The organism is Alteromonas sp. Cnat3-28 (assembly GCF_022348265.1).
Classification (GTDB): Bacteria; Pseudomonadota; Gammaproteobacteria; order Enterobacterales; family Alteromonadaceae; genus Alteromonas; species Alteromonas macleodii.
Window position 1 is genome coordinate 126,220 of the sequence record NZ_JAKREY010000011.1, and the last position, 26,968, is coordinate 153,187.

The 26,968-nt window shown below is 45.3% G+C and carries 24 protein-coding genes; 9 read left to right on the forward strand and 15 right to left on the reverse strand.

All coding sequences use genetic code 11. The annotated features are described in order from the left end of the window. Nucleotides 1-103 precede the first annotated feature (103 nt). The 6 genes from MHM87_RS12900 to MHM87_RS12925 all read right to left on the reverse strand — a co-directional run bounded on the left by MHM87_RS12900 (nt 104) and on the right by MHM87_RS12925 (nt 7,451). Nucleotides 104-1,102 (reverse strand): hypothetical protein, encoded by a 999-nt coding sequence (locus MHM87_RS12900; protein ID WP_239259427.1) that lies wholly within the window; start codon nt 1,100-1,102, stop codon nt 104-106. Between the two features lie 208 nt (nt 1,103-1,310). Beyond that, nucleotides 1,311-1,895, reverse strand: coding sequence for a single-stranded DNA-binding protein (locus tag MHM87_RS12905; RefSeq protein WP_039217393.1), 585 nt, complete (start codon nt 1,893-1,895; stop codon nt 1,311-1,313). 267 nt (nt 1,896-2,162) lie between these two features. Then, a complete protein-coding gene (locus MHM87_RS12910) occupies nt 2,163-3,725 on the reverse strand; it encodes a sodium/sugar symporter (RefSeq protein ID WP_239259429.1) in 1,563 nt (520 codons plus the stop codon). A gap of 343 nt (nt 3,726-4,068) precedes the next feature. Further along, a complete protein-coding gene (gene galK / locus MHM87_RS12915; RefSeq protein WP_239259430.1) occupies nt 4,069-5,211 on the reverse strand; it encodes a galactokinase in 1,143 nt (380 codons plus the stop codon). Next, entirely contained in the window at nt 5,204-6,259 is a 1,056-nt protein-coding gene (locus MHM87_RS12920) for a UDP-glucose--hexose-1-phosphate uridylyltransferase (RefSeq protein ID WP_239259431.1), read from the reverse strand. Before MHM87_RS12920 ends, galK begins: the two co-directional genes overlap by 8 nt. A 172-nt stretch (nt 6,260-6,431) precedes the next feature. Next, nucleotides 6,432-7,451 carry an aldose epimerase family protein gene (locus MHM87_RS12925; RefSeq protein WP_239259433.1) on the reverse strand — a complete coding sequence of 340 codons (1,020 nt, stop codon included), beginning with the start codon at nt 7,449-7,451 and terminating at the stop codon, nt 6,432-6,434. 328 nt (nt 7,452-7,779) lie between these two features. On the opposite strand from MHM87_RS12925, the gene MHM87_RS12930 reads away from it, so the two are divergent. Then, on the forward strand, nt 7,780-8,781 hold the full coding sequence (locus MHM87_RS12930) for a LacI family DNA-binding transcriptional regulator (RefSeq protein WP_014947876.1): 1,002 nt from the start codon (nt 7,780-7,782) through the stop codon (nt 8,779-8,781). Between the two features lie 411 nt (nt 8,782-9,192). Here the strand turns inward: MHM87_RS12930 and MHM87_RS12935 are convergent, their stop codons facing one another. Next, the gene (locus MHM87_RS12935) at nt 9,193-10,056 is read right to left on the reverse strand and encodes an alpha/beta hydrolase (RefSeq protein WP_039226852.1); all 864 of its coding nucleotides are present in this window, start codon (nt 10,054-10,056) and stop codon (nt 9,193-9,195) included. Nucleotides 10,057-10,309: 253 nt separating this feature from the next. On the opposite strand from MHM87_RS12935, the gene MHM87_RS12940 reads away from it, so the two are divergent. After that, nucleotides 10,310-10,903 (forward strand): hypothetical protein, encoded by a 594-nt coding sequence (locus MHM87_RS12940; RefSeq protein WP_014947873.1) that lies wholly within the window; start codon nt 10,310-10,312, stop codon nt 10,901-10,903. Between the two features lie 10 nt (nt 10,904-10,913). Here MHM87_RS12940 and MHM87_RS12945 read toward each other — a convergent pair whose 3' ends face one another. Beyond that, nucleotides 10,914-12,251: an MFS transporter gene (locus MHM87_RS12945; protein ID WP_239259435.1), complete on the reverse strand. Its 1,338-nt coding sequence runs from the start codon at nt 12,249-12,251 to the stop codon at nt 10,914-10,916. A 344-nt stretch (nt 12,252-12,595) separates the two neighbouring features. Between MHM87_RS12945 and uvrA the strand changes: the two genes are divergently transcribed. Next, nucleotides 12,596-15,427, forward strand: coding sequence for an excinuclease ABC subunit UvrA (gene uvrA / locus MHM87_RS12950; protein WP_014975365.1), 2,832 nt, complete (start codon nt 12,596-12,598; stop codon nt 15,425-15,427). A gap of 203 nt (nt 15,428-15,630) precedes the next feature. Continuing rightward, the gene (locus MHM87_RS12955) at nt 15,631-15,798 is read left to right on the forward strand and encodes a hypothetical protein (RefSeq protein WP_012516741.1); all 168 of its coding nucleotides are present in this window, start codon (nt 15,631-15,633) and stop codon (nt 15,796-15,798) included. Between the two features lie 77 nt (nt 15,799-15,875). On the opposite strand, the gene MHM87_RS12960 is transcribed toward MHM87_RS12955, so the two are convergent. From MHM87_RS12960 to MHM87_RS12970, 3 genes are all read right to left on the reverse strand, one after another. Further along, nucleotides 15,876-17,378, reverse strand: coding sequence for an Hsp70 family protein (locus tag MHM87_RS12960; protein WP_239259437.1), 1,503 nt, complete (start codon nt 17,376-17,378; stop codon nt 15,876-15,878). Nucleotides 17,379-17,454: 76 nt separating this feature from the next. Beyond that, nucleotides 17,455-18,690, reverse strand: coding sequence for a S41 family peptidase (locus MHM87_RS12965; protein ID WP_239259439.1), 1,236 nt, complete (start codon nt 18,688-18,690; stop codon nt 17,455-17,457). 11 nt (nt 18,691-18,701) lie between these two features. After that, nucleotides 18,702-19,178, reverse strand: coding sequence for a hypothetical protein (locus MHM87_RS12970; protein WP_239259441.1), 477 nt, complete (start codon nt 19,176-19,178; stop codon nt 18,702-18,704). Between the two features lie 213 nt (nt 19,179-19,391). Between MHM87_RS12970 and MHM87_RS12975 the strand changes: the two genes are divergently transcribed. Together MHM87_RS12975 and MHM87_RS12980 are read left to right on the forward strand one after the other, a co-directional pair. Then, on the forward strand, nt 19,392-19,811 hold the full coding sequence (locus MHM87_RS12975; protein ID WP_014977975.1) for a thioesterase family protein: 420 nt from the start codon (nt 19,392-19,394) through the stop codon (nt 19,809-19,811). Nucleotides 19,812-19,833: 22 nt separating this feature from the next. Next, nucleotides 19,834-20,532, forward strand: a complete 699-nt coding sequence (locus MHM87_RS12980) for a 2OG-Fe(II) oxygenase (RefSeq protein ID WP_159118225.1) — start codon at nt 19,834-19,836, stop codon at nt 20,530-20,532. Here MHM87_RS12980 and MHM87_RS12985 read toward each other — a convergent pair. The 4 genes from MHM87_RS12985 to MHM87_RS13000 all read right to left on the reverse strand — a co-directional run bounded on the left by MHM87_RS12985 (nt 20,529) and on the right by MHM87_RS13000 (nt 23,769). Further along, nucleotides 20,529-21,476: a dihydrodipicolinate synthase family protein gene (locus MHM87_RS12985; RefSeq protein ID WP_239259443.1), complete on the reverse strand. Its 948-nt coding sequence runs from the start codon at nt 21,474-21,476 to the stop codon at nt 20,529-20,531. The genes MHM87_RS12980 and MHM87_RS12985 overlap by 4 nt on opposite strands. 27 nt (nt 21,477-21,503) lie before the next feature. After that, nucleotides 21,504-21,989 (reverse strand): DUF3299 domain-containing protein, encoded by a 486-nt coding sequence (locus MHM87_RS12990; protein WP_014947862.1) that lies wholly within the window; start codon nt 21,987-21,989, stop codon nt 21,504-21,506. A 141-nt stretch (nt 21,990-22,130) separates the two neighbouring features. Next, complete coding sequence (ppa, locus tag MHM87_RS12995; protein ID WP_014947861.1) at nt 22,131-22,661, reverse strand: inorganic diphosphatase; 531 nt, start codon at nt 22,659-22,661, stop codon at nt 22,131-22,133. A gap of 130 nt (nt 22,662-22,791) precedes the next feature. Further along, complete coding sequence (locus MHM87_RS13000; RefSeq protein WP_014947860.1) at nt 22,792-23,769, reverse strand: class 1 fructose-bisphosphatase; 978 nt, start codon at nt 23,767-23,769, stop codon at nt 22,792-22,794. A 311-nt stretch (nt 23,770-24,080) separates the two neighbouring features. Here MHM87_RS13000 and mpl point away from each other — a divergent pair, with 311 nt between their 5' ends. From mpl to MHM87_RS13015, 3 genes are all read left to right on the forward strand, one after another. After that, nucleotides 24,081-25,439, forward strand: coding sequence for a UDP-N-acetylmuramate:L-alanyl-gamma-D-glutamyl-meso-diaminopimelate ligase (gene mpl, locus MHM87_RS13005; RefSeq protein ID WP_014947859.1), 1,359 nt, complete (start codon nt 24,081-24,083; stop codon nt 25,437-25,439). 71 nt (nt 25,440-25,510) lie between these two features. After that, nucleotides 25,511-26,143 carry a flavin prenyltransferase UbiX gene (locus MHM87_RS13010; protein WP_239259445.1) on the forward strand — a complete coding sequence of 211 codons (633 nt, stop codon included), beginning with the start codon at nt 25,511-25,513 and terminating at the stop codon, nt 26,141-26,143. Nucleotides 26,144-26,145: 2 nt separating this feature from the next. After that, the gene (locus MHM87_RS13015; protein WP_239241650.1) at nt 26,146-26,955 is read left to right on the forward strand and encodes a S1/P1 nuclease; all 810 of its coding nucleotides are present in this window, start codon (nt 26,146-26,148) and stop codon (nt 26,953-26,955) included. Nucleotides 26,956-26,968: the final 13 nt, after the last annotated feature.

Sequence of the window (26,968 nt, forward strand, 5' to 3'; positions counted from 1 at the left end):
TACGGGAACACCCATGATTCAGGCGCGATGACTGGAAAAGCGGATTGGGTTGGCGTCACGTAGGATAACTTTTTAACTCACCTGATTAGTGAGTCACGCTGAACTATAGATTTTTGTATAGCTCCAAATGAGTCGCACTATCACATGATTCGTTGAGCATAACTTTACTCCACCTTTCATCAAAAAGCGGTTTAAGAAATAAAGGATATCCATCTGCCACAAAATTAATGTCTCTTAAGGTTTGGCTCGTCATAGGCGTAGATGTAATGTGAGTCAGCGCGCTGTCTAGATCACTCGTTACCGCTTGTCCTAGCTCACTCTTAGAACACAGTAAGCGTTTTGTTCCTCTTAGCTGCTGGGACAGTTCACTGATTTGATAAACATTAAGCGCATCGAGTTCTTCTTCTGGTAATGCTGAAAGCTCGCGGTGCCCTACATAGCCAAAATCTATTCTCCCACTTTCCAGAAGGGCGATGGTATGCATGCCTAAGTCTTTGCCTAACCCATTTAAACGAACCACATTGTTTTTTGTAGCCCATTGCTCAACAGTATCGGCGTATACGTTATTCACATCGTTGTAGAGTACCGTTCTCAAATTTTGCTGAAGCAGAGCGCGTAAAGAAATGGACTCAAAATATTCCTGCGTTGGCTGAGGCTGCGCGGTATCTAATTCATTTTTCAATGAAGGCTGAAGCGCGTTTCTTGCAACAATGAGTAGCGGTAAGTTTATAGAGGTTGGCTGGGAGTAATATCCCCACTCAGCGCGTTCTTCTTGGTAAGCGGCGCCATAAAAACAATACACTTTTTGCGCGGATTGTTGATGCTGTACCAACGACCATGCACGTTTAACCGGATAAGCTTCAAATTGGTGTTCGTAGTTATGCAGGTGTGTAGAGAGGTACGCCATGACGTCATAGATTGGCCCTGAAGTGATACTGACACCACTGCCTTCAATTCCAAGCTCGGGTGGTCGCAACCATACTACTGTAGGCTTTTTGGAGGCGCAGCTTTCCCCTTCACATTCGCCGTCTGTTTGCGCAAACAACACACTGCTTTTAAGACACAACAAAACAAAAGCCACCAAGGTTACTACTACTGACACTGCAAAAACCCAACCTTTTACACGTAATTCTTAAAGCTCACTCATCGCGTTTATGGGAAAACAACAATGGGAATATGATGAAATTATTTTAAGGTAATCGGGGGAAGAATGGCGGGCACCAATCTCATAATTGGGCGAACTTAGCTCAAAAAAAGAGCCGCTATTAAAGCGGCTCTTAGAATATTTTCAACACGTGAACAGTTTTTTCTTAAAACGGAATGTCATCGTCGAAGTCAAAATCTGGCTCAGCCATTGGTGGGTTCTTTGGCTGACCTTGATTGCCACCTTGAGGCGCTTGATTGTAGCCGCCACCTTGGTTTGAGTTGTAGCCGCCCTGCTGGCCACCACCTTGCTGTGGCGCTTGGTTATAACCGCCTTGTGCAGGCGCCTGGTTGTAACCACCTTGGTTGTTTTGAGGACGTTGGTAACCACCGTTACCGCCGCCACCTTCACCACCGCGACCACCAAGCATTTGCATTTGGTCTACGATAATTTCAGTGGTGTATCTATCTTGGCCTTGTTGATCTTGCCACTTACGCGTCTGCAATTTACCTTCAACATAAATTTGCGAGCCCTTTTTCAGGTACTCTCCGGCAATTTCTGCTAAGCGACGGTACATTGTAAGGCGGTGCCACTCAGTGCGCTCTTGAACCTGACCCTGTTGGTCTTTCCAGCTTTCGCTAGTTGCTAGGCTTAAGTTCGCAACGGCGTTTCCGTTAGGCATGTATCTAACTTCAGGATCATTGCCAAGGTTTCCAACAAGAATAACCTTATTAACGCCTTTCGTTGCCATTGATGTCTCCTGTAACGTTTTTAGTGGCTTGCTGTATAACTCTTCTTAATAAGACATCAGCAAGCGCGAAAGTTCATCGAATATTAGCCGGTTAGTATACCGTATTTTATGAGGGAAAATTGAAGTTTTTCGCCACAGGTTTACGTTACTAACTGCAACACGTTCTAGAACTTAACAAAATTTATTGTCAGCGTCTTCTGAACTTTCGCGTTGTTTTTAGCTAATTTTAGCAAGGGCGTTGCGATTAAAAACGCCCTTCCTTGTCTGCTACCACCACGTAATGTAAAACGCCGCTGTAAGGATAACTACAGCGATAGATGCTACATTAAATCCGCTTGTGGTTTTGAACTGCACTTCGTTTAGGTCGACAGCGTTTTCACTGACACCTTTTTTCTCTAGCAGAGAAACAACCACAGCTAAAGCGACACAAAGCAGGAACACAAGACCAACACGGTCAATAAACGGCAGTTCAGGCCAGAATTGTCTAAACACAATGCTTAAAACAAATGAGCCTAATGCGGCCAATAGACCACCGTTTGCTGTGGTTTTCTTCCAGAACATACCTAAAACGAACAATGCGCAGATACCTGGTGTAAAGAAGCCCGTGAATTCCTGGATATACTGGAATGCTTGATCAAAATTACCCAACAGCGGCTTGGCCACCACCATAGCAATGATAAGCGCGACCAAGCTTACGATACGACCCACTTTCACATAATGCTGCTGCGACTCGTTTGGACGCTTATCTTTATAAAGGTCCATGGTAAAAATAGTAGAAACGCTATTTGTCATCGACGCTAGCGAGGACACAATCGCCGCCACCAAGGCTGCGAAGATAATACCTTTAAGGCCAACAGGCATCAGCGTCATTAGGCTTGGGTATGCTTGGTCCGGTTTAGCTAAGCCTGGCACAATTAGCACTGCTGCAATCCCTGGCAATACCACAATTAGCGGCATTAGCAGTTTTAGGAAAGCCGCAAACGCAATACCTTTTTGCGCTTCTTGAACGCTCTTTGCCGCCAACGTGCGCTGAATGATGTACTGGTTAAAGCCCCAATACGACAGGTTCATGATCCACATACCGCCAATCAATACAGAAATGCCCGGCAAGTCCATATAGTGCGGGTTGTCTTCTGACAATATCATGTCGAATTTCTCAGGGAGCTTGTTAGTAAGGTCAACAAAACCTTGGATGGCACCATTGCCGTCGCTGATTAGGTTTAACGCCGTATACGACAGGAACAAACCACCAATAACCAACAGCACGACTTGAATAATGTCGGTGAGTGCTACCGCTTTCAGACCGCCGTAAAGTGAATAGGTTAACGAGAAAAGGCCTAAGAACATCATGCCGTAAACCATATCAACACCCGCGATGGTATTGATGGCCAATGCACCTAACCACAGCACAGCCGTTAGGTTTACAAAAACATAAACACCTAGCCAGAATATTGCCATTACCTTGCGCACGCGATGATCATATCGCTGCTCAAGAAATTGAGGCATGGTGTAAATTTTATGCTTAAGAAAGATAGGTAAGAAGAACTTGCCAACAATAAGCAGTGTAATGGCGGCCATCCACTCATAAGACGCAATGGCAAGCCCTAACTGGTAACCTGACCCCGACATGCCGATGATTTGTTCGGCTGAGATATTGGCGGCAATGAGTGATGCGCCAATTGCCCACCATGGCAAGCTTGAGCCCGCTAGAAAGTAATCATTTGTGTCTTTTTGATGACCCTGCTTTTCGCGAGAAACCCACCACGCAATTCCGACAAGCGCGACGACGTATACCACGAACAACGTGATATCTATTGATGCTAATTTCATAGTTTTTCCCAAAGTTCTTATTTTGGGTGCGGCGATTGTCATGCAGGGTACACAGGTGAAAAATTGTTTTTATTATTCTATTGTTTTTTGCCACACCAGTATCACGTCTTTTAAAACGCGTTAAATCAAACAAGTGATTGTTGATAGCAACTCAAAGCCGCTAATAACCACACCCGTTCTAGCCCATATTAGTATCACATTTTGTTTACTTTTTTTAACTAGATTTAAATCTTTTTTTTCATAAAGCTGACCTTTAAGGTTTGGTGGAAACTAGATTTGATTAGACAAGTAAAAAAGTTATACTCTTGACCAATTACCCGTAGTTTTAGAGCGTTCATTAACTTTACACAGCGAACGCGCCCTGTGTAGCCGTACACACATAAATATCAGCACTGTACCCTGTTTCATCAGAGTACTTGTCGGCCACGACTTGCTTCACCGCTTCAACTTTGTCGGTAGGTACAAGGGCCACTACGCAGCCGCCGAATCCACCGCCAGTCATGCGAACACCACCCGATTTACCCAGCACTTCACCAATGATCTCAACCAAGTAATCGATTGGGCGAACGGTAATTTCAAAGTCATCACGCATAGAGATGTGAGATTGCGCCATGGCTTCACTAACCGTTTCGATGTCGCCAGCTTTTAATGCTTGGCTTGCTGCCAGTGTTCTAGCGTTTTCGGTAACAATATGCTTCGCGCGGCGATAAACCACCTCTGGCATATGTGCTTTAGCGCCTTCTAGCATTTCCATAGTTGCTTCGCGTAACGATGACACACCCAATAACGACGCGCCTTGTTCACACTGCTGACGACGCAAGTTGTATTCACTGTCAACCAAACCACGTTTAACATTCGAATTGATGATAACGATTTGATGCGAGTCTGGTAGTGGTGAATGCTCAATGGCTAGCGACTGGCAATCAAGCAGCATTGCCATGCCTTCATTACCCATAGCAGAGATTAACTGATCCATAATTCCGCATGAGCAGCCTACGAACGTATTCTCTGCTTTCTGGCCTAACAGTGCAGCCTGTACGCCATCGAGGGGCAACTTATACAGCGCGCTTAACGCTTTTAGTATAGCCACTTCAAAAGATGCCGAAGAGCTTAACCCAGCACCTTGTGGCACATTGCCCGTAACCAATAAGTTAGCGCCGCCAAAATCTGGCATGGCCTCTTTAAGTACTTTCACTACGCCGCGAACATAGTTTGCCCACCCTTGTTCTTCGTCATAGTTAATGTCTGACAACGAAAACTGGTTTTGCTGATTTTCGTAATCCATCGCGGTAACCACGATGTCATTATCTGCGCGCTTTGTTGCCGCAACCCACGTTCCAAAGTTGATTGCAGCCGGAAATACGAACCCTTCGTTATAATCGGTGTGCTCACCAATAATGTTCACTCGACCCGGCGCATGTGCGATTAACGCTGGCGCCTCGCCGTAGTGCGTTTCAAAATTAGAAGAAAGTACTTGATTATCCATTCGCATTCTCACGTTTCTTATAGTGCACTGTGGATAGTGCTTTTAATCTGTTTGCCGCTTGTTCAGGGGTCAAATCTCGCTGTGCCTCTGCCATCATTTCGTACCCAACCATAAACTTGCGTACACTTGCTGAGCGCAGAAGTGGTGGGAAGAAATGCGCATGTAGCGTCCATTCAGGGTGCGCTTCACTATCAAATGGGGCACTGTGCCATCCCATAGAGTATGGGAAAGACGTTTCAAATAAGTTGTCGTACTTCGCTGTAATTTCGCCAATGATCTTAGCAAGAGATAGCGACTGAGAATCCGAGAGCATGTGCATAGATTGCACGTCAAATCTGGGTAACAGTAGCGTCTCAAAAGGCCAAGCGGCCCAGTATGGTACAACTACAACCCAATCATCATTTTGACACACGACTCGCTCTTGCTTCGCGACCTCTTGTTCGGCATAGTCCAACAGCATAGGCGTGCCGTTTTCACCAAAGTATTGCTGTAGCTGCACGACTTTTTTCGCTGGGTCGGTAGGCACATGCTGCTGCGCCCATACTTGACCATGAGGGTGAGGATTTGAACACCCCATCATTGAGCCTTTGTTTTCAAAAACTTGTACCCAGCGATAGGTTTCACCAAGTTCAGCGGTTTGTGCTTTCCACGTGTTGACTACGTCTACGCGTTCTTCATCGGAAAGCTCAGGTAACGTTTTGCTGTGATCAGGGGAAAAACAAATAACACGACTGCAGCCTTGCTCAGTTTCGAACTGAAACAGCCCCTTTTTCTCACTGGCTTGTTCTGTATCTTGCTTAAGGGCGGCAAAATCGTTTTGAAAAACAAACGTACCTTTGTAATCAGGGTTAACTTCACCATTCACGCGGGTGTTTGTTGGACATAAATAACACGTAGAGTCGTAAGATGGCTTTTGTTCGTTGTTTGGCTCTTCTGAGGCTCCCTGCCAAGGGCGCTTCGCTCTGTGAGGCGACACTAACACCCACTCACCCAACAAAGGGTTGTAACGGCGATGTGGATCGTTGGTAGGGTCGAAAGGGGTTCCCATAATCACTCTCTCTGAATTAGCCTGCTACGCTCTAATGCGCAACATCAAATAGGGTTAAACGTTTACCCTGATAATGATATAGCAAGCTTCTACGTTTATCAATTGCGTAACAAAGAAAATTAATTGTTAAATCGATAACAAATAATTTTCTTTTGTCACTACATAACGATTTCTATGCGCTGAACTTGTATCGCATACTTGCTTTGAAGGTTTCCCCGGGTTTTACGAAACAGTTTGGAAACTCGGGCTTGTTGGGTGCATCCGGGAAATGCTGTGGTTCTAAGCACAAGGCACCAAGCTGATCGTCGGTTTTCAACCCGCCAGTATAAAACTGCAAACCCGGCAAGTTAGTAAATAACGACATAGCAATACCTGTATCAAGTGCTTTTACGGTTGCTTGTGGGGTATGCTCAGGCGTATCACGGAGTACATAGTTGTGGTCGTAGCCTCCCACCCTATCAAATAATGGATGGGAATTAGATTGCTCTGCCCTTACTTTTATTGCTGTAGGTTTCGTGAAATCAAAGGGAGTATTGGCAACTTCGACCAGTTTTCCAGTTGGCAGCAAGGTGCTATCTGCGTCCGTTACTTTGTCAGCATCTATATGTAGCAATGTATTACCCACTTGCGGGTCGTTGCTCAACGTGAAGTAAGCATGTTGCGTGAAACTAAGCGGGGTTTCTTTGTCTGTGTTTGCGGTGATCACAAGAGATAACTCGTTGTTTTGATCAAGGGAATAGCATGCCTCTACATTAACAGTTCCGGGAAAGCCACCTTCCCCATCAGGACTAGTTAAGGTAAATGTTACAGCCACACTGTCTGGCGTCTCTTGGACGCTTGCCGCCCAAACCTTCTTATGAAATCCAGCTAGGCCGCCGTGTAGATTATGTTCACCGCCATTTTTATCTAAGGTGTAATCTGTTCCATTTAACGCAAACGAGCCATGTCCAATTCGGTTTGCGTAGCGTCCTACGATCGCACCGCGATAGCTCGGGTCATCTATATAGTCTTGTAGAGTCTCGAAAGTTTGGACACAACTTACCGATTCACCTTCTGCATTCGGGAAGTGAATTTCTTTAATAATTCCACCGTAGTTAAGCAAGGTAACTGACATGCCGTTGTCGTTAGTTAACGTAAAGGCGTTTATAACTTCGCCTTCAACTTCACCAAATGCAGATACATTTATTTTCATAACAAAATTTTTACCTTAAGACGTGCTTAGTAAACTGACGCGTTCCAACCTACCACACATTTTTTATACATTAATGAATAATGCAATCTTTCAGAATGTCTAGGAGGTTATACGTTTTCCATTCTTTTTTACAGCGGTTTGATTAACAATCATTGAAGGTAAAACCACTTAGGTAATCTAACGCTCTTCATCTCTCTAATGCATCTCAGCCCCGTGAAAGACACCTTAAGCTAAGCGTTAGAATTTTATCTTTTTTTGTAAATATAATGTACGCTATGGCAATCAGGTCAATCGACACTCCACGCAATAAAACGAAGTTTGAAAGAAAATGGCAACAATAAAAGATATCGCCCAAGCCGCTGGCGTTTCATTAGCGACCGTATCAAGAGTTATTAATAATGGTCCTAAAGTGGGCAATGATACTCGCAAGCGTGTCAAAAAAATCATGGAAGAAATGGGTTATCGTCCCAACGCTAATGCGCGGGCACTTGTAACCAAACGTAGCGCATCTTTAGGCGTTGTCATTGCTGAGCTCCACGACCCATTTTTCGCTATGTTAGCCCACGGTGTGGAGTCCATTACCCGCAAAAATAACGTTCAAATTTTATTAAGTGCCGGCTCTATTGAAAAAGAGACTGAACTTCGCGCTATTGAAACACTGCTAGAGCATCGAGTAGAAGCCATGGTAGTGCACAGCAAAGCACTTGATGACGAGACCCTGATCGGTTTTGCAAACCAAGTTCCAGGCTTTGTATTAATTAACCGCTATATACCAGAGATAGCAAATCGTTGTGTATGGCTTGATAACGTAACCGGTGGTCGCCTTATGGCGGAATATGCCATCAACCAAGGCCATGAACATGTCGCGGTGATAAGCAGTCAGTATCGCATAGACGATCCTAATCATCGCCTCGAAGGGATTAGAAACGCAGTTAACAATGCTAATTTAAGCTTGCCTGAAAGCATGATTGAGTATGCTACGCCCGATCAGGAAGGTGGTGAACTGGCAATGCAAAACTTGCTTGCTACTGGTGCAAAATTCACTGCTGTTTTGGCTTATAACGATGCTATGGCATCTGGTGCTATGACCATGCTGCAGGATCATGGTATTTCAGTTCCAGAACAAGTTTCTGTGATGGGATACGATGATGTGCTGTTAGCAAAGTACTGTCGTCCTAAATTAACGACTCTGCGTTATCCAGTAGAAATGATGGCAGCAAAAGCGGCGGAACTTGCATTGAAGTATGCTTCGGGAAGCAAACCAGAAGATGGACTTACCTTTAAATATACTCCTACGGTAGTAAAACGAGATTCAATGGTTAGGGTTTAGCTGTTCGCTTTCCTTTCAGAAATTAATAGACCAAAAAAATACCCGCCTATGGCGGGTATTTTATTTAATCACTTACAAGCCAGTTTGATGGATGATTAATCGTAATTCGATGTATAGTTGAGCAACTGTGTTCTAAAAATTTCATGACACGAAACTATTGACAAAAATACCCGCTTGATCGTTTTGCCTCGAACTTTTATCCCCAAAGAGCAAAATTGCCTGATCCTGCACAGCTTTACGATCAAAAAAGATTAAGATCGAGCACAGTTGCTCTACAGCGCTTGATTTAACTGACATTTCGTGATCCGACCAGAAAGTGATGAAAAGATCGTGATCTGTTGTTCTATATGGCTATTAACAGACTTACCAACAAGGTTTTCCACTACTTATCCACAACGAGTAAGGTTTCTATTACTGAGTGAATCTTGCTAAAAACTGTTTGTACTCTTGTATGGCATAGTCACTTTTTAGCGTTGCGTTGTGCGTCGCACCAGGAATGACTGAAATATACTTTTCGCTACTTGATGCATCTTCTAATAGCTGCTGACTAATCGGGTAAGGCGTTATTTTGTCTTCCTCACCCACCACTAGCCACAGCGGTCCTTCATAGTGACGCAAGATTGGGGCTATTTGCATACTATGAACTTCATCGTGAAGCTTCATGTTTGTGAATGAATTAGAGAAGCCTGGCACCATGTTGGCAATTAAATCAGAGATGTTATTGAAAGCGCCGTCTAATACTAAAGCGTCTATCTTTCTATTTGCAGCAACATAGCTTGCGAAATAGCTGCCTATACCTCGGCCGTGAACGATAGTGGGAATTGAGGCGTCAAACGCACTTGCTACATAGTCAAACTGGGTTAACGCATCTTGTTTAATAGCGTTAATACTTAAGTCCTTTGCTTTATCACTGGCTCCTACTCCCTGATAATCGAGCCACAATATATTAGCGGGCAACTTACCCAGTCTATGAATAACGCTGTTGTTTTCGCTTACAGGCATACGATTGTCTGCAAAGAAAACAATGTTAACAATAGGGTCAGGGTAAGAAACAGCAACGCCTCTCAAAGTTAACCCAGCTTCATTTTTAACTTCAACACGGGTTATGCCCGCTGAGGTTTTGTCTTTTTGAATTGCCGCGTGTAGCTTCGTAGTATCAAGGGGCTTTTGCTGAGTGTCTTGATAAAAGAAGGCCGAAGGGGACACGTTAATTGCGCACCCAATAAGTGACACACTTGCAACTACACTAATTACCGCGTTTTTTAAGCTCATCATTAAAGAACTGTCCGTGTTGAATGGTTATGGCGAAATTTTTATTCAGGTTACATAGGTGTAATGGTTGTGTCGCTGATTAAAAACTCGCTCAGCAAAATCAACAGTCCCACACCTATGCTAAACAAGCTGTAACAGTTTGCAACAGTTGTTCTGTTTCTTAGCGATACAAACTTTCTTATACTAAAGACAATATTACTTGCATAATTTATCTGCATAAAACAAAAATAATTTAATGAAAAGTAGAACATTTTCCATGTCTTACGCTACATCACCAGCTCGACTTATTGTTGCCTGCTGTGCCCTACCCTTACTTATTGCCTGCGAGTCTACGCCACCCGAGCTTGACTCATCATTAATTCCTGCGTCGCAGAGAAAAGACTATCAGCTAACCATGTCTAAAGCGAAAGCTTGTCCAATTAACTTGGCAGAACTAATCGACATACGGTCGAGTAAAGACTTGCTCGTTGGAAGCAGTAATGTAACAGAAGATACGCTCTATTCACTGTTACAGCAAAGCTTAGAAGCGATGAATGTCAGCCCAGATATTGAAGCAGCCAACAGCGTTAAAGTAGTACTAAACCGCGCGTTTATAAAAAGCTTAGGAAGTAATATGGTTGCCACCGTGGTGCTTAATGTTAAGTACAAACCTGACTATGCCGATGAGTATTCACCCGCCACCACCTTCAGAGGGCAAAGCATGAATGTGAACGCCAGTGTCAGTGAAAAAGAGAGCAATCAGATTGCTATCGATGCAATGAAAACCGCCATTGATGATGCCACCAAACGTATAAAGTCTTCACTGTTACACAACTGCGGAAATGCGCTAAGCGAACTAGAGGCGGTATAAGCCTAAGAAACTATGCAGACAACACGTCTCGCGCTTTTACCGCATCAAAATCACGATCAACTTTCAGGTATACCGCGTTATTTTGGCTGTTTAATGTCACTTCCAACACACCAGGCACTAACAGCAGCTCGGCTTTAATGCTGGAAACATTTGAGCTATCAAAATCGCCATTCATCATCACACGCTTAACCCGGCTCACTTCTTTAACACCAAGAATAATAAAAAGCCAAAGCAGAGTGCTAGCAGCACCAATGCCATAAGCGAACTCTTGCGACCAAATATCGGTGACGAAACCTGAAATTACACCGCCCAAAAACGCACCGAAAAATTGAAAACTGGCGTAGAGGCCCATGGCCGTTCCTTTTTGTCCCGCAGGCGCAATGCTCGACACCAATGCAGGGAAATTCGCTTCCAAATAATTAAAGCCGGTAAAGAAAAGCACTACGGCCGCGGTAACCCACCACCAGCTATGGTCCTCTAAACTCAGCGCCAAAAACGCGCCGCCCATGAATACAACGCCGGTTACAAGGAGCGATTTAGGCGTACGGCCTCTTGCTGCTCCCATCATTATAATTAGACCTACAATTGACGCGCCTAAAACGGGTAAGTAGACCGTCCAGTGACTGTCTAGCGTCATATCAAAATTCAGTAGCGTAACGGGCAGTTGAACAAACAACAGCGTTATCATCATGTGTAGAATCATCACGCTGATATTTAAACGCCATAACTGAGAAGAGAAGACTAAGCGCTTTAGCTGGTCTTTTTGTGGGAGTGTATCGCCACTGCTCAGCTGCACACCGTTTGGCACTACCCATTTAACCAGCGGCATGCAAAGAATGGCCAGAATACCAGTAATACCAAACACACCTGCAAGCCCGCAGCTGTTCGCAATAAGAGGTCCTAAAATAACGGCTAAATAGAATGAAAAGCCAATGGCTATGCCTATGATAGCTAACACTTTGGCTCGCTGACTTTCCCGGCTTACATCGGTAGCCAGCGCCATTATCGCACCGGCAATAGCCCCAGCGCCTTGAAGAATACGCCCAACAATCATCATGGCCATACTGTCGGCGTTTGCTGCTACAAAGCTTCCTAATGCAAATACAGCAAGCCCTAGCAAAATAACGGGTTTACGCCCCCACTTGTCAGACATCATACCCATAGGAATTTGCAGCGCAGCTTGGGTTAGGCCATATCCACCCACGGCAAGTCCTACCAACAGCGGCGAGTAATCCGGGTAGTCCATTGCGGCTACAGCCAACACGGGCATAACCATGAACAGCCCCATCATGCGTAATACGTAAACGGAGGCGAGTGCAAGCGCAGCGCGTAATTCCAAAGCGTTCAAAGCGTCTGTTTCCCTCAATAAATAAAATCAAAAAAACATAAAAGCGCGCAGAGAACACCTGTTTCTGCTGCATTAAGAATAAGGTCGCGAAGTGTAGCATAATACAATTGGTATTTTCTTCTGCTCGCGAGGTAGATTTAGCCCTCTCGCACTACCCTTTTTCTTACTAGGGGTTTAAAAGTGGGGATAAAATCACCACTTTGCAATGTCGATAAGCGAGATCCAATCGTAAGCTTATGTCCGTGAGGTGATCTGCTTACTCCGCTTACAGTATAACTTGAATGTCATATCACTTTACTTGACACCTATGGCATACTGATTCTTTTTCTCTCATTTAGGCTTCAATGGATAAAATCGAAATTCGCGGTGCTCGCACCCACAACTTGAAAAACATCGATTTAACACTGCCACGAGACAAACTGGTGGTGATAACCGGCCTTTCAGGCTCGGGTAAATCGTCTCTTGCTTTCGACACGCTATATGCAGAAGGTCAGCGTCGTTACGTTGAATCTTTGTCTGCTTATGCCCGTCAGTTTCTATCTATGATGGAAAAACCAGATGTTGATCATATTGAGGGTTTATCACCAGCAATATCCATTGAGCAGAAATCAACATCGCATAACCCTCGTTCAACTGTGGGTACCATCACTGAAATATACGACTACCTGCGTTTGATGTTCGCACGAGTGGGCACGCCACGCTGTCCAGACCACGATGTGCCGCTAGATGCACAAACGGTCAGCCAAATGGTCGATAAAGTGTTAGCAATGCCTGAGGGCAGTAAGTTAATGCTGCTAGCACCTATTGTTAAAGAGCGTAAAGGCGAGCACGTTAAGACGCTGCAAAACCTCTCTGCTCAAGGCTTTATTCGCGCGCGTATCGACGGTGAAGTGTGTGATCTATCCGATCCGCCACCTCTCGATTTGCACAAGAAGCACACCATCGAAGTTGTGGTTGACCGCTTTAAAGTGCGCGACGATATGGCGCTGCGTTTAGCGGAATCGTTCGAGACGGCGCTGAGCCTTGCTGGCGGCAACGCGGTTGTGGCTGATATGGACGATAAAGACGCAGAAGAAATTGTGTTTTCTGCTAATTTCGCCTGCCCACACTGTGGTTACAGCATTAGTGAACTAGAGCCGCGCCTGTTTTCATTTAACAACCCAGCGGGCGCCTGCCCTACCTGTGACGGCTTAGGCACAAGACAGTTCTTTGACCCCGCACGCGTAGTCGGCAATACCGAATTGAGTTTGTCTGGCGGCGCTATTCGCGGATGGGACAAGCGCAGCTATTACTATTTTCAAATGCTACAGGCAGTAGCAGACCATTATAAATTTAGCCTTACCGCGCCATTTGAAGAGCTCGATAAAAAGCACCAAGACATTGTGCTTTACGGGTCTAAAGGCAAGTCGCTGTCGTTTAAGTACATAAACGAGCGTGGCGACGTGATGGAGCGTAAGCATCCATTTGAGGGCATTATCCCTAATATGGAACGTCGCTATCGCGAGACCGAGTCGAATTCGGTGCGTGAAGAGCTAGCAAAATATTTAAGCCAGCAGCACTGCAGCAGCTGTAACGGCACGCGTCTGCGTGTTGAAGCACGTAATGTATTTATACAAGACACCAACCTGCCAGCCATTGCTGACATGTCGATTGCCGACGCGTACGGCTTCTTCGAGACACTGAAACTTGAAGGTCAACGTGCTCAGATAGCCGAAAAGATTTTGAAAGAAATCATGGACCGCTTGCGCTTCTTGGTAAACGTAGGTCTTAACTATCTTTCTATGTCGCGCAGCGCCGATACCCTATCAGGCGGTGAAGCTCAGCGCATTCGACTGGCAAGTCAAATTGGCGCAGGCCTAGTGGGCGTTATGTACGTGCTGGATGAGCCCTCTATCGGTCTTCATCAACGGGATAACGAACGCTTACTTGGCACGCTTACGCACTTGCGCGACCTGGGTAACACCGTACTAGTTGTAGAGCACGACGAAGATGCCATTCGCGAAGCCGATTACATTGTAGATATTGGCCCAGGTGCAGGTGTGCATGGCGGTGAGATTATTGCCGAAGGCTCACTGGAAGACATTAAAAACAGTGAACACTCACTTACTGGAAAATACCTATCTGGTAGAGAGAAGATTGATATTCCTGCAACACGCACACCGGTTAAAGACGACAAGTGGCTAGAGCTTTTAGGCGCAACCGGTAACAACTTGAAGTCTGTTGATTTACGTATACCTACCGGTGTAATGACCTGTGTGACGGGTGTATCGGGCTCGGGTAAATCAACGCTGATAAATGACACTTTCTACAAAATAGCGCAGCGCGAGCTGAACAAGGCGACTACTTCTGAACCAGCGCCGCATAAGTCGATGACAGGATTAGACCAGCTAGACAAAGTGGTCGATATTGACCAAAGCCCTATCGGCAGAACACCGCGCTCTAACCCAGCGACTTACGCTGGCATTTTCACTCCAATTCGTGAAATGTTCGCTGGCACACAAGAGTCGCGTTCACGGGGTTACAAACCTGGCCGCTTTAGCTTTAACGTGAAAGGCGGTCGCTGTGAGGCGTGTCAGGGTGACGGCGTAATTAAAGTGGAAATGCACTTTTTGCCAGACGTATATGTGCCTTGTGACGTGTGTCAGGGCAAACGCTATAACCGTGAAACCCTAGAGATAAAGTACAAAGATAAGAACATTCACGAAGTATTAGAAATGACGGTGGAGGATGCCCGTCAGTTCTTCGATGCTATTCCGGCTATTTCACGTAAATTGCAGACCCTTATGGACGTGGGCTTGTCTTATATTCGACTAGGTCAAGCAGCCACTACGTTATCGGGTGGTGAAGCACAGCGCGTGAAATTGGCGAAAGAGTTGTCAAAAAGAGACACTGGGCAAACACTCTATATCTTGGATGAGCCAACCACCGGGTTGCATTTCCACGATATTAAACAGTTATTAGCCGTCCTTCACAGACTACGCGATCACGGTAATACCGTTGTGGTTATTGAGCATAACCTAGATGTAATTAAAACCGCAGACTGGATTGTTGACCTTGGACCCGAAGGTGGATCCGGAGGTGGCCAGATTATTGCAGAGGGAACACCTGAGCATGTGGCACAACAAGAAGTTTCACATACAGGTCGATTCCTGAAACCCATGCTCACACAAGCTTGAGCCGGTAACGAGGTAAATCCGTTAGCGTAAAGCGCACTCGTTTTCTATTTTGTTGCTGTGTAATTTACACAGCAGCTTGTAAGAAGTGCGCGATGACGTTTATTTACACGTTTTTCCATGCTGGTCAGAGCTTGTATTGGCAAATCATACGTTACGATGATTTTTGTGTATTTTTGCAGTAAGAATTGCTGGAGCGACAACTAATGAACCAAACGCCGCCATTAGCCTTAGTGAAAACATGGTATCACCTACTGTCATCATCAGAAGACAATGATGTGAAAGCACGCGCACAAGAAATGCTGTTAAAAGCCTTCGAGTCGCCTGAGGCCATCGCGATTTATCTAAAAGAACACAATATCCTTAAGCACTGATCAAAAAAGCCTTAGCGCAGTAAACGCTACTACGCTAAGGCTTAGTGTTTTTCATATCGAAAAAAGAATAGAAAAGGTTAAGCGTGCTTCGCCGCTTGAATAGCTAATCCTTCGCACACCGAGTTGAAAGCGTCATTCTCTAATCGAGGTAAACCGGTAAGTAGGTTTTCATATAGCGCATCAACCACGATTGGCGATAAACTCATACCACCTGTGATCATCACCACTTCTGGCTTTTCACTGCTATTTTCCAAGCATTCCACCACTAGCGCTTTCACTTTATCAAGCCAAGGTTTTAACGCCTTTTTGAGCGAGTCTTGCGAAATCTCCACGTCAAAATCATCTTCGATATAGTGCAGCGGCAAGGTGATGTTCTGCTTGCTCGACAGTAGCTCCTTGGCTAATCGAGCCGAGTTCACCACACGGGCAGACAACTTGTTCTCCTGAACAATAAGCAAGCGTTCTAATTGGGCTGGCTCTTTAATCACAGACATGGTTTGAGAAATATCTAACCCGTAATCGTCAGAGAAAAAGCGGGTGAGTGCAGGAATGTTATCAACCGCGCACATATCAGAGAAGTACGTAGGAGGAACAGGAAGCCCGTTAATCATCTTAAGGCCCATTCCCATTTCTGGGGCAATAGCCTTTAGCACCAAGCTTTTGTCGAAATCCATGCCGCCTAAACGCCTGCCTGTTACCGACAGAACATCCTCTTTGCGATCAAGCTGATTGGAACGCTCGGGAGAAAGCTTAATACAGCAAATATCCGTGGTACCCCCACCAATATCGACAATCAGCGTAGTGGTATCCCTTGGTAGGGTTTGCTCAATTTTATACGCCGCTGCTATGGGTTCATCTAAGAAGTTAACCCCTGAAAACCCAGCTTTCGTCGCCGCTTCAGTCATTATTTGAATGGCCTGCGCGTTCCCTTCTTCACCACGGGTACCGTGAAACTTAACTGGACGGCCAATTACCGCATTATTAACAACCTTGCCTAGCTGCTGCTCTGCACACTGTTTAAAGTACGCCAACTGCTTAGCAATAATACCGATGAATGCTTGTTTTTGGTCACCGTCTAGCGAGGCGCCTAGAAAGTTCTTAGGTGAATAAATTAGACGGCCTTTATCAGGCATTTTAAGAAAGCGCCTAAACCCTTCTTCACCAAACGCAAACTTGCCGTGCTCTACTAAGCGCAGCAAAGGGATTTCGTCTAGCGACATGGCATGCATCAATTGTGCAATAGCTTTACGCTGTAATGCAGGCTTGTTGTGCAAATCACCGCGCAGCGAGTCGATACGGTCGCTATACATCGCCTGTTCTTTTGGATCTTTTGCCGAATAATAGCCGTCCTTCGCCTTATCTATTTGCTCACTGATAACGCGCTGTAACTGCGCCACTTTCGCTTCGACCATGGCATCAGGAGGCGGCGGCAGTTCATCTTCAAAATAGATGAACACCGAAGAACGGATTTTATTGCCCTTCTTATCTAACGGGTCGAGTTTGATGTGCTGATGGGCCGTTCCATCAAAATACACAACCTCAGAATTTGATGTACCGTAGTCAATCCCAATCGCAGTCATAGTATGTTCGCTCAAAAAGTTAGAAGCGGATTGTAAGTAAATACGAAAGTGCTTTCTAGCTTTGTATGTAATTGAGCTATATTGCTTTTAACAGAGCTATTGCAGCATTTAATTCTGAGTCACTGGCTGTATGCCCGTCCCAAGATACCGCCTGGGGCACAAAGTCCTCTCGATATGAGCCGTTCACATGGTAAAGACGTTCAAAACCCAGCTCTAAAGTTATGGTCGAATCAGGTAGTTGAAATTGATTTATCCCGCCAAGTAAATCAGCCATGGGTGTGCCGATTACCGCCTTTGCACCAATGGCATCAAAGCCAATAGCCATACCTTCTCCCATACTGCCGGTCCAATGGCCAACGAGTACCACTACTGGCTTACTGTAATAAGGTAATGAAGGGGTAACATGGGCCATGTGTAGCTCTGCTTCTTGGTAGGGTTTACCCGCATTTTGAATTTTGTAACCTTGATATGCGGTATTGGCATTTACAAAGTGCCCCAAAATAGGCTCAGCCACCCCAGTGTTTCCCCCGCTCGGCGTATTGCGCAGGTCAATCACCAACCCTTGGGTTGATTCAAGTGACTCAAGGGCTTCTTTGAACGCACGAACGGTTTCAGAATTACCTAGATTATTATTAAAGCGTATGTACCCTATTCCCTCTTTCTGCTTAACTACCAGAGGAGCTTTTGTTCGAAGTAGATTAATAGCGTCGTAGCTAGCTGCTAATTGCACGCGTTTGGCATCATCAAAATCAGACGCCACTTCAATGTGTCTTTCTTGATTTCGACGACCACCTAAAGCCACATTAACCGCCCACGTTTTATGTGCGTCAGTAAGCGGTAGCAATGTGTTTCCAAAAACGCGATGTATTGCGGCTTCAGTAGACTCGCCGTCAATACCCACAATCACGTCACCTAAGGCTAACTGGCTATTGGCAGCAGCACTGCCCGCTTTAATACGTGTTATAACAAAGTCATCGCCTTGCTTTTCCACCCAAATATCAGACCCCGTTGGCGTGACGCTGTAGTCCGCTTCGTTTAGCGGTGATACGTTAAAATGCGGGTCGATAAAAAACTGCTTCACCACCTGCAATACGTCGACAAACTCCTCTTGCGTTGTCGCGTTTATTGCAAGGGGTTGGTAGTACGCTTTTAAAGCTTCCCAGTCGGTAGGTGCCGTATCTAAGTAGGCGTAGTTATCTTCAACAGTTTGAACAAAGGCTTGCCAGCTTTCTTTCGTATTGAAACCCTGGCTTTGTGCGCAGCTGCTTAGTGGAAGAAGTAGCGACAACAATAAAATAATTCGATAAATCATAATGTTCCCTATTATGAATTGGAGTGATGGGGAAATTGTTCAGTTAAGCGCGTAAGAAGTGATTGTTTTTTTAGCGCCTGTTCCATAGTTTTAAGTGATGCCTCAAGATTTACCTCTATTTCTTCCCAGAGCGCATCATATACGTCTTCAAATTCTTTCATTATCTCCACTATCTGCGCCGCTTCGGCCTTCGCTGCAGACGCAATATCGTATACGCGCTTTCGCGAATCTCGCTCATCGGGCACAGAAACAAAAAAGCCGTCTGCAACACTTTGCTTCAATCGACTTTCAATAAGTTGACGTGAAAGACCAATGTGACTTGCTAGCTCAGTTGACGAAAGAGGCCCTTGAGTATGAATCGCCAGTACCAGAGAAATACGATTTGCAGGCAGACTAATATTAAGCGCTTCAAATACCTCTTGGCCTTGAGTTGCAATAAGCTCGCTAGCACGCAACAGTATCGCGCCAAACTGAGGACTTCTGATCATAAATAGGCACCTTGTGATTTTTCTTCAAACTCATTTATGCAAATATTTGCGCAAACATTTGCATAAATCAACTTATTTTTGAATGTGTATGTTTTGGTTAGGTGTTTAAAATGTTTTCCAACCGGATCAATTACTGTTTGATAAATGACTGAAATAGCTGCGGCATAATGCTAGAGTGAAAGCTAAATAAACAACGAACCCTACTAAAAAAATATGAGCCATTCAGTACCATTAGTTACGTCATTCGACGTACGTTTTTGTGAAACAGATGCCTTACAGCATGTAAGTAACACAGCATTAGTCGCTTGGTTTGAAGCAGCCAGAGAGCCTATTTTCAGAATGTTTACCCCTGAACTAGACTTACAAAATTGGCCGCTAATTTTAGCCAGCTACAAAGTCGATTTTTTAGCTCAAATTTTTTATGGCAAACCTGTGACGGTTAAAACCTACATTAGCCGGCTAGGCAACAGTGCATTCGACGTGTTTCAAGAGTTATGGCAAGACGATAAGCTGTGCTCAACAGGCATTACCACCATGGTACATTTTGACTATAAAACACAGCGCTCTGCGCCTATCCCGGATAAAGTGAAATCAGAACTACAATCTCACTTTAAAGAAGTACCAACTCAGTAATAAAGCGCAGTACGAGGTATCCATGAGCGATTTAATTGAAGTTATTGATGATGTGTTACCACCAGAGCTGTGCAAACAACTCATGGAACGCTTTGAAAGCAGCCCTAATTTGTCTCAAGGCCGCACCGGTGGTGGCGTCGACTTAGATAAAAAGCGCAGCATGGATGTGTCGATAAGCCGCAACCCGGAATTTAAAGACTTATTTCAGCAAGTGATGCAGCACACTGGGCAGCAGCTGGTCTCCTACATTGAAAAGTACTATTTTGCGCTTGTTGGGCCTATTGGCTTAACCGTACGCCACCCTAAAACCGGCGAACCGGTGAAAGTAACAGGTGAAAATTTTGATGAAGTGGGTAAACCCAATTTGGCTAATTTGGTGAATTACCTGTTTCGGATTGGCGATGTAAATGCACAGCGCTACACCGCGGGCAATGGTGGCTACCCATACTGGCATTCAGAAGTCTATCCACAACTTCAACATAACGATGCGCTGCACCGCGTGTTGCTGTTTATGTACTACTTAAATGATGTGGAAGAAGGCGGCGAGACGGAATTTTATTATCAAAACCGCGCGGTTAAGCCCAAAGCAGGCAGAATGGTGATTGCGCCTGCCTATTTTACTCACACACACCGCGGCCAAATTCCAAAAAGTAACGACAAGTACATTCTAACGTCGTGGCTTCTGTTTAACCGCGCTGAGCAGATATATACGCAGGGCTAGCTTAACGACAACTGCGCGATAATACGTTCCAGCTCGCTGTACTCTTTCTTGTCGATAGGTAAGAAGGGTGCAGGCAAGCTAGGCGTTTCACAATAGCCCAGAATTTCTGCCGCGGCTGCAACCACACGTAAGCCGCCGCCATTGCGCGCAAACATGCTCCATATTCCGCTTAACGCTTGTGACTGAGCCTGTGCATCAACAGCATTACCAGACTGAGCGGCGTCGATTATGCGCATTACAGTTCGCGGGAATATCCCCCCTATAACGGAAAGCCAAAGGTCACAACCTTCGCTCAATCCTGCTGCGCCAAAACTATCACCACTCACGCCTATAGCAATGTGTCCAGGCATTATCTCTCGCAATGATGCTAATCGACGAGCGCCTTCGCTACTGCTTACTTCAGAGGGGGAGATATCCTTGCTCGAACTATTATCCATTGCGCTTTTGGCAAATGGAGTTCCGGGTATTTTAATCGCTCCGATATTCGGTAATTTTCCAATACGGCGGTATAAATCATCGCTGAAGGTAAAATTAGTCACACGAGGATTTTCGTAAACGCAGATAGGCACAGATACCTCGTGACTCACGGCCTCATATAGGCCAAACACTTCTTCTTCGTTAAGCACTTGATAGGAAACGGGTGCTAACAGCACAGCATTAACACCTGCTTGCTGCACAGCTTCAACGTTTTTTAGCACGTCATAGGTACGAAGCGCCCCAACGCCTGCCATAACAGGAATGCCATTTGCGTGGTCAACGGCGAGCTTTGCTACGTCGTACTTTTCCTCTCGCGTTAGATAAGGATACAGCCCAGTTGAACCTATCGCGCAAATTGAATCTACATTCGCCGAAGCCAAATTATCAACAAGCCCTTTAAACGCTTTGTAATCAATAGCTTCTTGTTTAAAGGGGGTAATGGGAAACGCTGATAAACCTGTAAACACCTGATATCCTTTTTAAACGTTTTATGCTTAAAACCCTTCTACGGCTTCGCCTTTCAAACGGTAACCTACAGACGCAATATCGCCTTTCCAACCGTCAGTCGACAGTTCGCCGGTTACCCAAATTGCATCGTAAATATTATCTATGCGCACACCTTCTTCAAATTTTACGTAAACAATTTGATTAGACGGCGGCGGTGGTACGTGAATACAGGCTCCGAAATATGGAACAAGTAAGAACTCAGTGGTTAGCTCTGCCGTACCTTCTAGCGGCACAACAAAACCCGGGATTTTCACCCGTTTACCATCAAAGGTATCGACAACCGGTGCGTCAGGCTGAAGCTGACTCATCTCGCCATTGTGTTGAACTGAAGGTGGCGCGAGCTCATTAAAGCCCTCGGGCACTAGGTCTTCCCAATATACTTCAGTAGGAGTTTCATCTGCCAAAGAGTTAAAAGTTACAACCATCATTATTACAGCAAACAATGAAGTCATGGATAATTTATGGTGGATCATACTGCTCTCTATCGTTGAGTATTTTGTTCGCTTTTTTGTATCGGCTTTTGCTTGTCGTTTTCAATCTTCACTTTTTAGCCACATACAAAAAGGGCTGGTATTACACCAGCCCTTTGTATCATCAATTTAAAGCAGCGTGAATTATTCTGCTTCGAAACGCGCGATGCTTGCGGTAATTTCTTCTTTTGCAGCGGCAGCGTCTGCCCAACCGTCAATCTTCACCCATTTGCCTTCTTCAAGATCTTTATAGTGCTCGAAGAAGTGCTCAATTTGCTTAAGAAGAAGCGGAGGTACGTCTGCAATTTCTTTAACGTCACGATAGATAGTAGAAAGCTTGTCTACTGGTACCGCTAGTACTTTTGCGTCTTTACCAGACTCGTCAGTCATGTTTAGTACGCCAACTGGACGACACTTAATGACAGAACCTGCAAGTAGTGGGAACGGAGTCATTACTAGAACGTCAACTGGGTCGCCATCTTCAGACAACGTGTTGTTCACGTAACCGTAGTTAGTTGGGTAGTGCATGCAAGTTGCCATGAAACGGTCAACAAATAGTGCACCTGTGTCTTTGTCTACTTCGTACTTCACCGGGTCAGCGTGTGCTGGAATTTCGATGATCACATTTACTTCGTCTGGTACATTTTTACCAGCAGAAATAGCACTCAAGCTCATTCTTTGGTCCTTTCAATGATGTATAAGAAATTTTGGGTTAAGTATACGGTGACAGCAGCAAAATAAAAACGCTTTACGACCCATGTCGTACTAATCTCTTTATTTTTCGTTAAATTTTGCTGCTTTTTCGCTATTTCGCGTTGTCGTTGTAGCTCAAGCACATCTCAACTTCTTCTTTGGAGCCGATAATGCACGGTACACGTTGATGAATTTCTTCAGGCATAACTTCCAGAATTCGACCAGTGCCAGTTTCTGCTTTTCCACCTGCTTGCTCCATTAAGAACGCCATCGGGTTGGCTTCGTAAAGTAAGCGTAATTTACCTGGCTTAGACGGGTCCCTGTTATCGAATGGATACATAAAGATGCCACCGCGACAAAGCAAACGATGAATATCACCCACCATTGCCGCTACCCAGCGCATATTAAAGTTTTTGCCTCTAGGGCCATCTTTACCTGCTAGAAGGTCGGCAATGTATGCCTGCATTGCAGGTTCCCAATGACGCTGGTTCGACGCATTAATCGAAAACTCTGACGTTTGCTCAGGTACTTGAATATTAGGGTGAGTAAGCAGGAAACCACCGTGGGTTTTATCAAGCGTATAAATATGCGTGCCGCGACCCGTCGTCAACGCCAGCATAGTAGACGGGCCATACAGCACATAGCCTGCTGCTACCATCTGCGTTCCAGGCTGTAAGAAAGCAGACGGATCATCTGGTTTCATCCACTGAGGCGCATGGGTAATAGAGAAAATAGTACCGATTAGGCTGTTAATTTCAGTGTTTGACGACCCATCTAGCGGGTCGAAGCTTACTAAGTAATTACCGTCTGGATTACACGGCACAACGTCATCTTCTTCTTCAGAAGAAATGGCTTTTACGTAGCCAGATTCCCTTAGCGTGTCTTTTAAAATGTGGTTAGAGATAACGTCGAGCTTTTTCTGTGTTTCGCCCTGTACGTTTTCTGAAAGGGTTGAACCGAGCACGCCAGCAAGTGCGCCTTGACTCACGCGGAAAGAAATTTCTTTACAGCCCGCTAGCAGTGTACGAATGAGTAAAATTAACTCAAGCGGTGCACCGTCTTGTTGCAATTGGGAATTTAAACGTTTCATTGAATGTAAGCCTTTTTTTCGTGTGTAGGGTGTTGTGCTACCAGTCGCTCAGCTTTCCTTACCGGCGTTTGTTTGAAGCACACACAGGTTTTAAACCTGTGGTTAGATTGTAACCGTGTTCTTGGGTAAGTGGAACACGCCCGTAAAATGTCATACACACACCATACCAGTTTGCACATCATAGATTCTTAGGTGTTTAGCGTATTACAACGGCTTAAGGCATTTATTGAATGATTTAAATTGAATTATCTATAGGCCACGGGGTTCTGATACAGTACCCCAATAACATGATAATTCATTGAGAATGCGCTATGCATGTACATATTTTAGGCATTTGTGGAAGTTTTATGGGCGGCATCGCCGCTATTGCTAAATCACTCGGCCACAAAGTAACAGGGTCTGATAAAAACGTTTATCCACCCATGAGCACCCAGCTTGAAGCATTAGGCATCGAGTTGACCGAAGGTTATTGCGAAAGCCAGTTTGATCCAGCGCCAGATATGGTAGTGATTGGTAACGCGATGTCGCGCGGTAACCCCGCCGTTGAATACGTGTTAAACCGAAACCTGCCTTACACTAGCGGCCCACAATGGTTGCTTGATAACTTACTAAAAGATCGTTGGGTAATTGGGTTATCAGGTACCCACGGTAAAACAACCACCAGCAGTATGGTCGCGTGGATTTTAGAACACGCTGGTCTTAACCCTGGTTATTTAATTGGCGGCGTACCAGAGAATTTTGGCGTATCGGCTCGCGTGGGTGAAAGCCCCTTCTTTGTCATTGAAGCTGACGAATACGACAGCGCATTTTTCGATAAGCGTTCTAAGTTCGTGCACTATCGCCCAAAAACCTTGGTAATTAACAACCTTGAGTTTGACCATGCAGATATTTTTGCTGACCTCGGGGCTATTCAAACCCAGTTCCACCATTTGGTTCGCATGGTGCCAGAAAACGGGCTTATTCTTACACCTAACAATACGCCCGCAATTGAGGATATGCTCAAGAAAGGTTGCTGGTCTTCTCGCCAATCGTTGGGCAAAGAGTGGCATGCAGAACTGTTAAAGAAAGACGGCAGTGAATTCAATGTATTACATAACGGCGTTATAGCTGGAACGGTAACCTGGGCTTTGGTTGGTCAACACAATGTGGACAATGCTTTAATGGCCATAGCTGCCGCCCACCATGCAGGTGTTACCTTACCTGATGCCATAGACGCCTTATCATTTTTTAAGAATGTTAAGCGTCGCATGGAAGTAAAGGGTGAAGTAAACAACATCACCCTTTATGACGACTTTGCACACCACCCTACTGCAATTGCGACTACACTTGATGGACTGCGCAAGAAAGTGGGTAATGCCCGTATTCTGGCTGTGCTAGAGCCGCGCTCTAACACGATGAAAATGGGCGTGCACAAAGATACGCTGGCAAACTCATGGCAGAAAGCCGATGAGGTTTACCTTTATGAACCTGAAGGCATGGACTGGTCGTTAGTCGATTCGGTAGCGCACAGCAACGCGCCTACGCACTGCTTCAGAGATGTAGAGAAGATCGTTCAAGGCGTTTGCAACGTAGCACAACCGGGCGATCATATTCTTGTAATGAGTAACGGCGGTTTTGAAGGCATTCATGGCCGAATACTCGACGCCCTAAAAATGAAGTCCAAATTGTAAATAGACAGAATAAAACCAAGTGTTACCCGATAGACAAGCGCATTACGCTTGTCATCTACAGAGGCTATATAATGAAACATGACAAGCAAGTCACGCTTGCTATCACAGGCGCATCTGGCGCGCCTTATGCGCTTACACTATTGAAATCGCTAATTAACGCCGATTACCAAGTGTATGTACTTATCTCTTCAGCAGCAAAAGTAGTATTTGCCACTGAAGAGAATGTGAAAATCCCCGGGCGTCCAGAAGACGCTGCCGCGTTTTTTGCCGAGCATTGCAATGCAAAGCCAGACCAAATCAAGGTTTTTGGCAAAGAAGAGTGGTTTTCACCAGTAGCTTCAGGCTCAGCGGCCCCCGCAAAAATGGTGGTTTGCCCGTGTTCAACAGGCACCCTGTCTGCCATTAGCATTGGCGCTAGCGACAACCTTATTGAGCGCGCAGCTGATGTCGTTCTAAAAGAGCGTGGACAACTTATTTTGGTGCCTCGTGAAATGCCACTTTCTTCTATTCATCTAGAAAATATGCTCAAGCTTTCGCAAATGGGTGCTACTATTATGCCTGCAGCGCCTGGCTTTTATCACAATCCTAAAACTATCGATGACTTGGTAGATTTTGTGGTGGCGCGCATACTAGACCACCTAGGTATTGAGCAGTCTCTTGTCGCAAGATGGGGCTACCAGTCTTCCAAACATTCTGAGGATTAACCATGTTCGCGTTTGCAAACAGGATTTGCGCAGTTGCGCTGAGCACGCTATTTACATTGTGTATTTCATCACCCGCTTTCGGATGGGGGCAAACCGGTCACCGAGTGACTGGCGCTATTGCCGAGCAATATCTTAGCCCTCTTTCACAAGCTGCACTAATGGAGTTATTACCACACGGTTCGTTGGCTGAAGCCTCAACTCACGCTGACGAAATGCGTTCTGACCCCAGCGAATTTTGGCAGAAAACCGCTAGCCCTTGGCACTATGTATCTGTACCTGAAGGAAAGACCTACGAAGAAGTTGGCGCACCAAAGCAAGGTGATGCGGTTACCGCGTTAAAGCAGTTTACTGAAACGTTAAAAAGCGACACCGCCACCATTGAAGAAAAGCGTCTGGCCCTTCAGTTCATTGTGCATATTATTGGCGACCTTCATCAGCCGCTTCATGCCGGAAACGGAACTGATCGTGGCGGTAACGATGTAAAAGTGCGCTTCTTCTGGCAAGACTCTAACTTACATCGCGTGTGGGACTCGCAAATGCTAGATCAGCGCGACCTGTCGTACTCAGAGTGGACGTCTTGGTTAACAAAAGCTATTACGGCTAAGGATATTCGCAGTTGGGCCACCACCGACCCTATGGTGTGGATTGAAGAAAGCACCGCTATTCGCGATACCATTTATCCTGATGACGCAAACAATATGAGCTATGACTACTTATACAACCACCTGCCTACTGCTAAAAAGCGTTTGCAGATGGCGGGAATTCGCATTGCCATGTATTTGAACAGCGTGTTCGAAGAAGCGAATAAATAGTCTCGCTTCAACC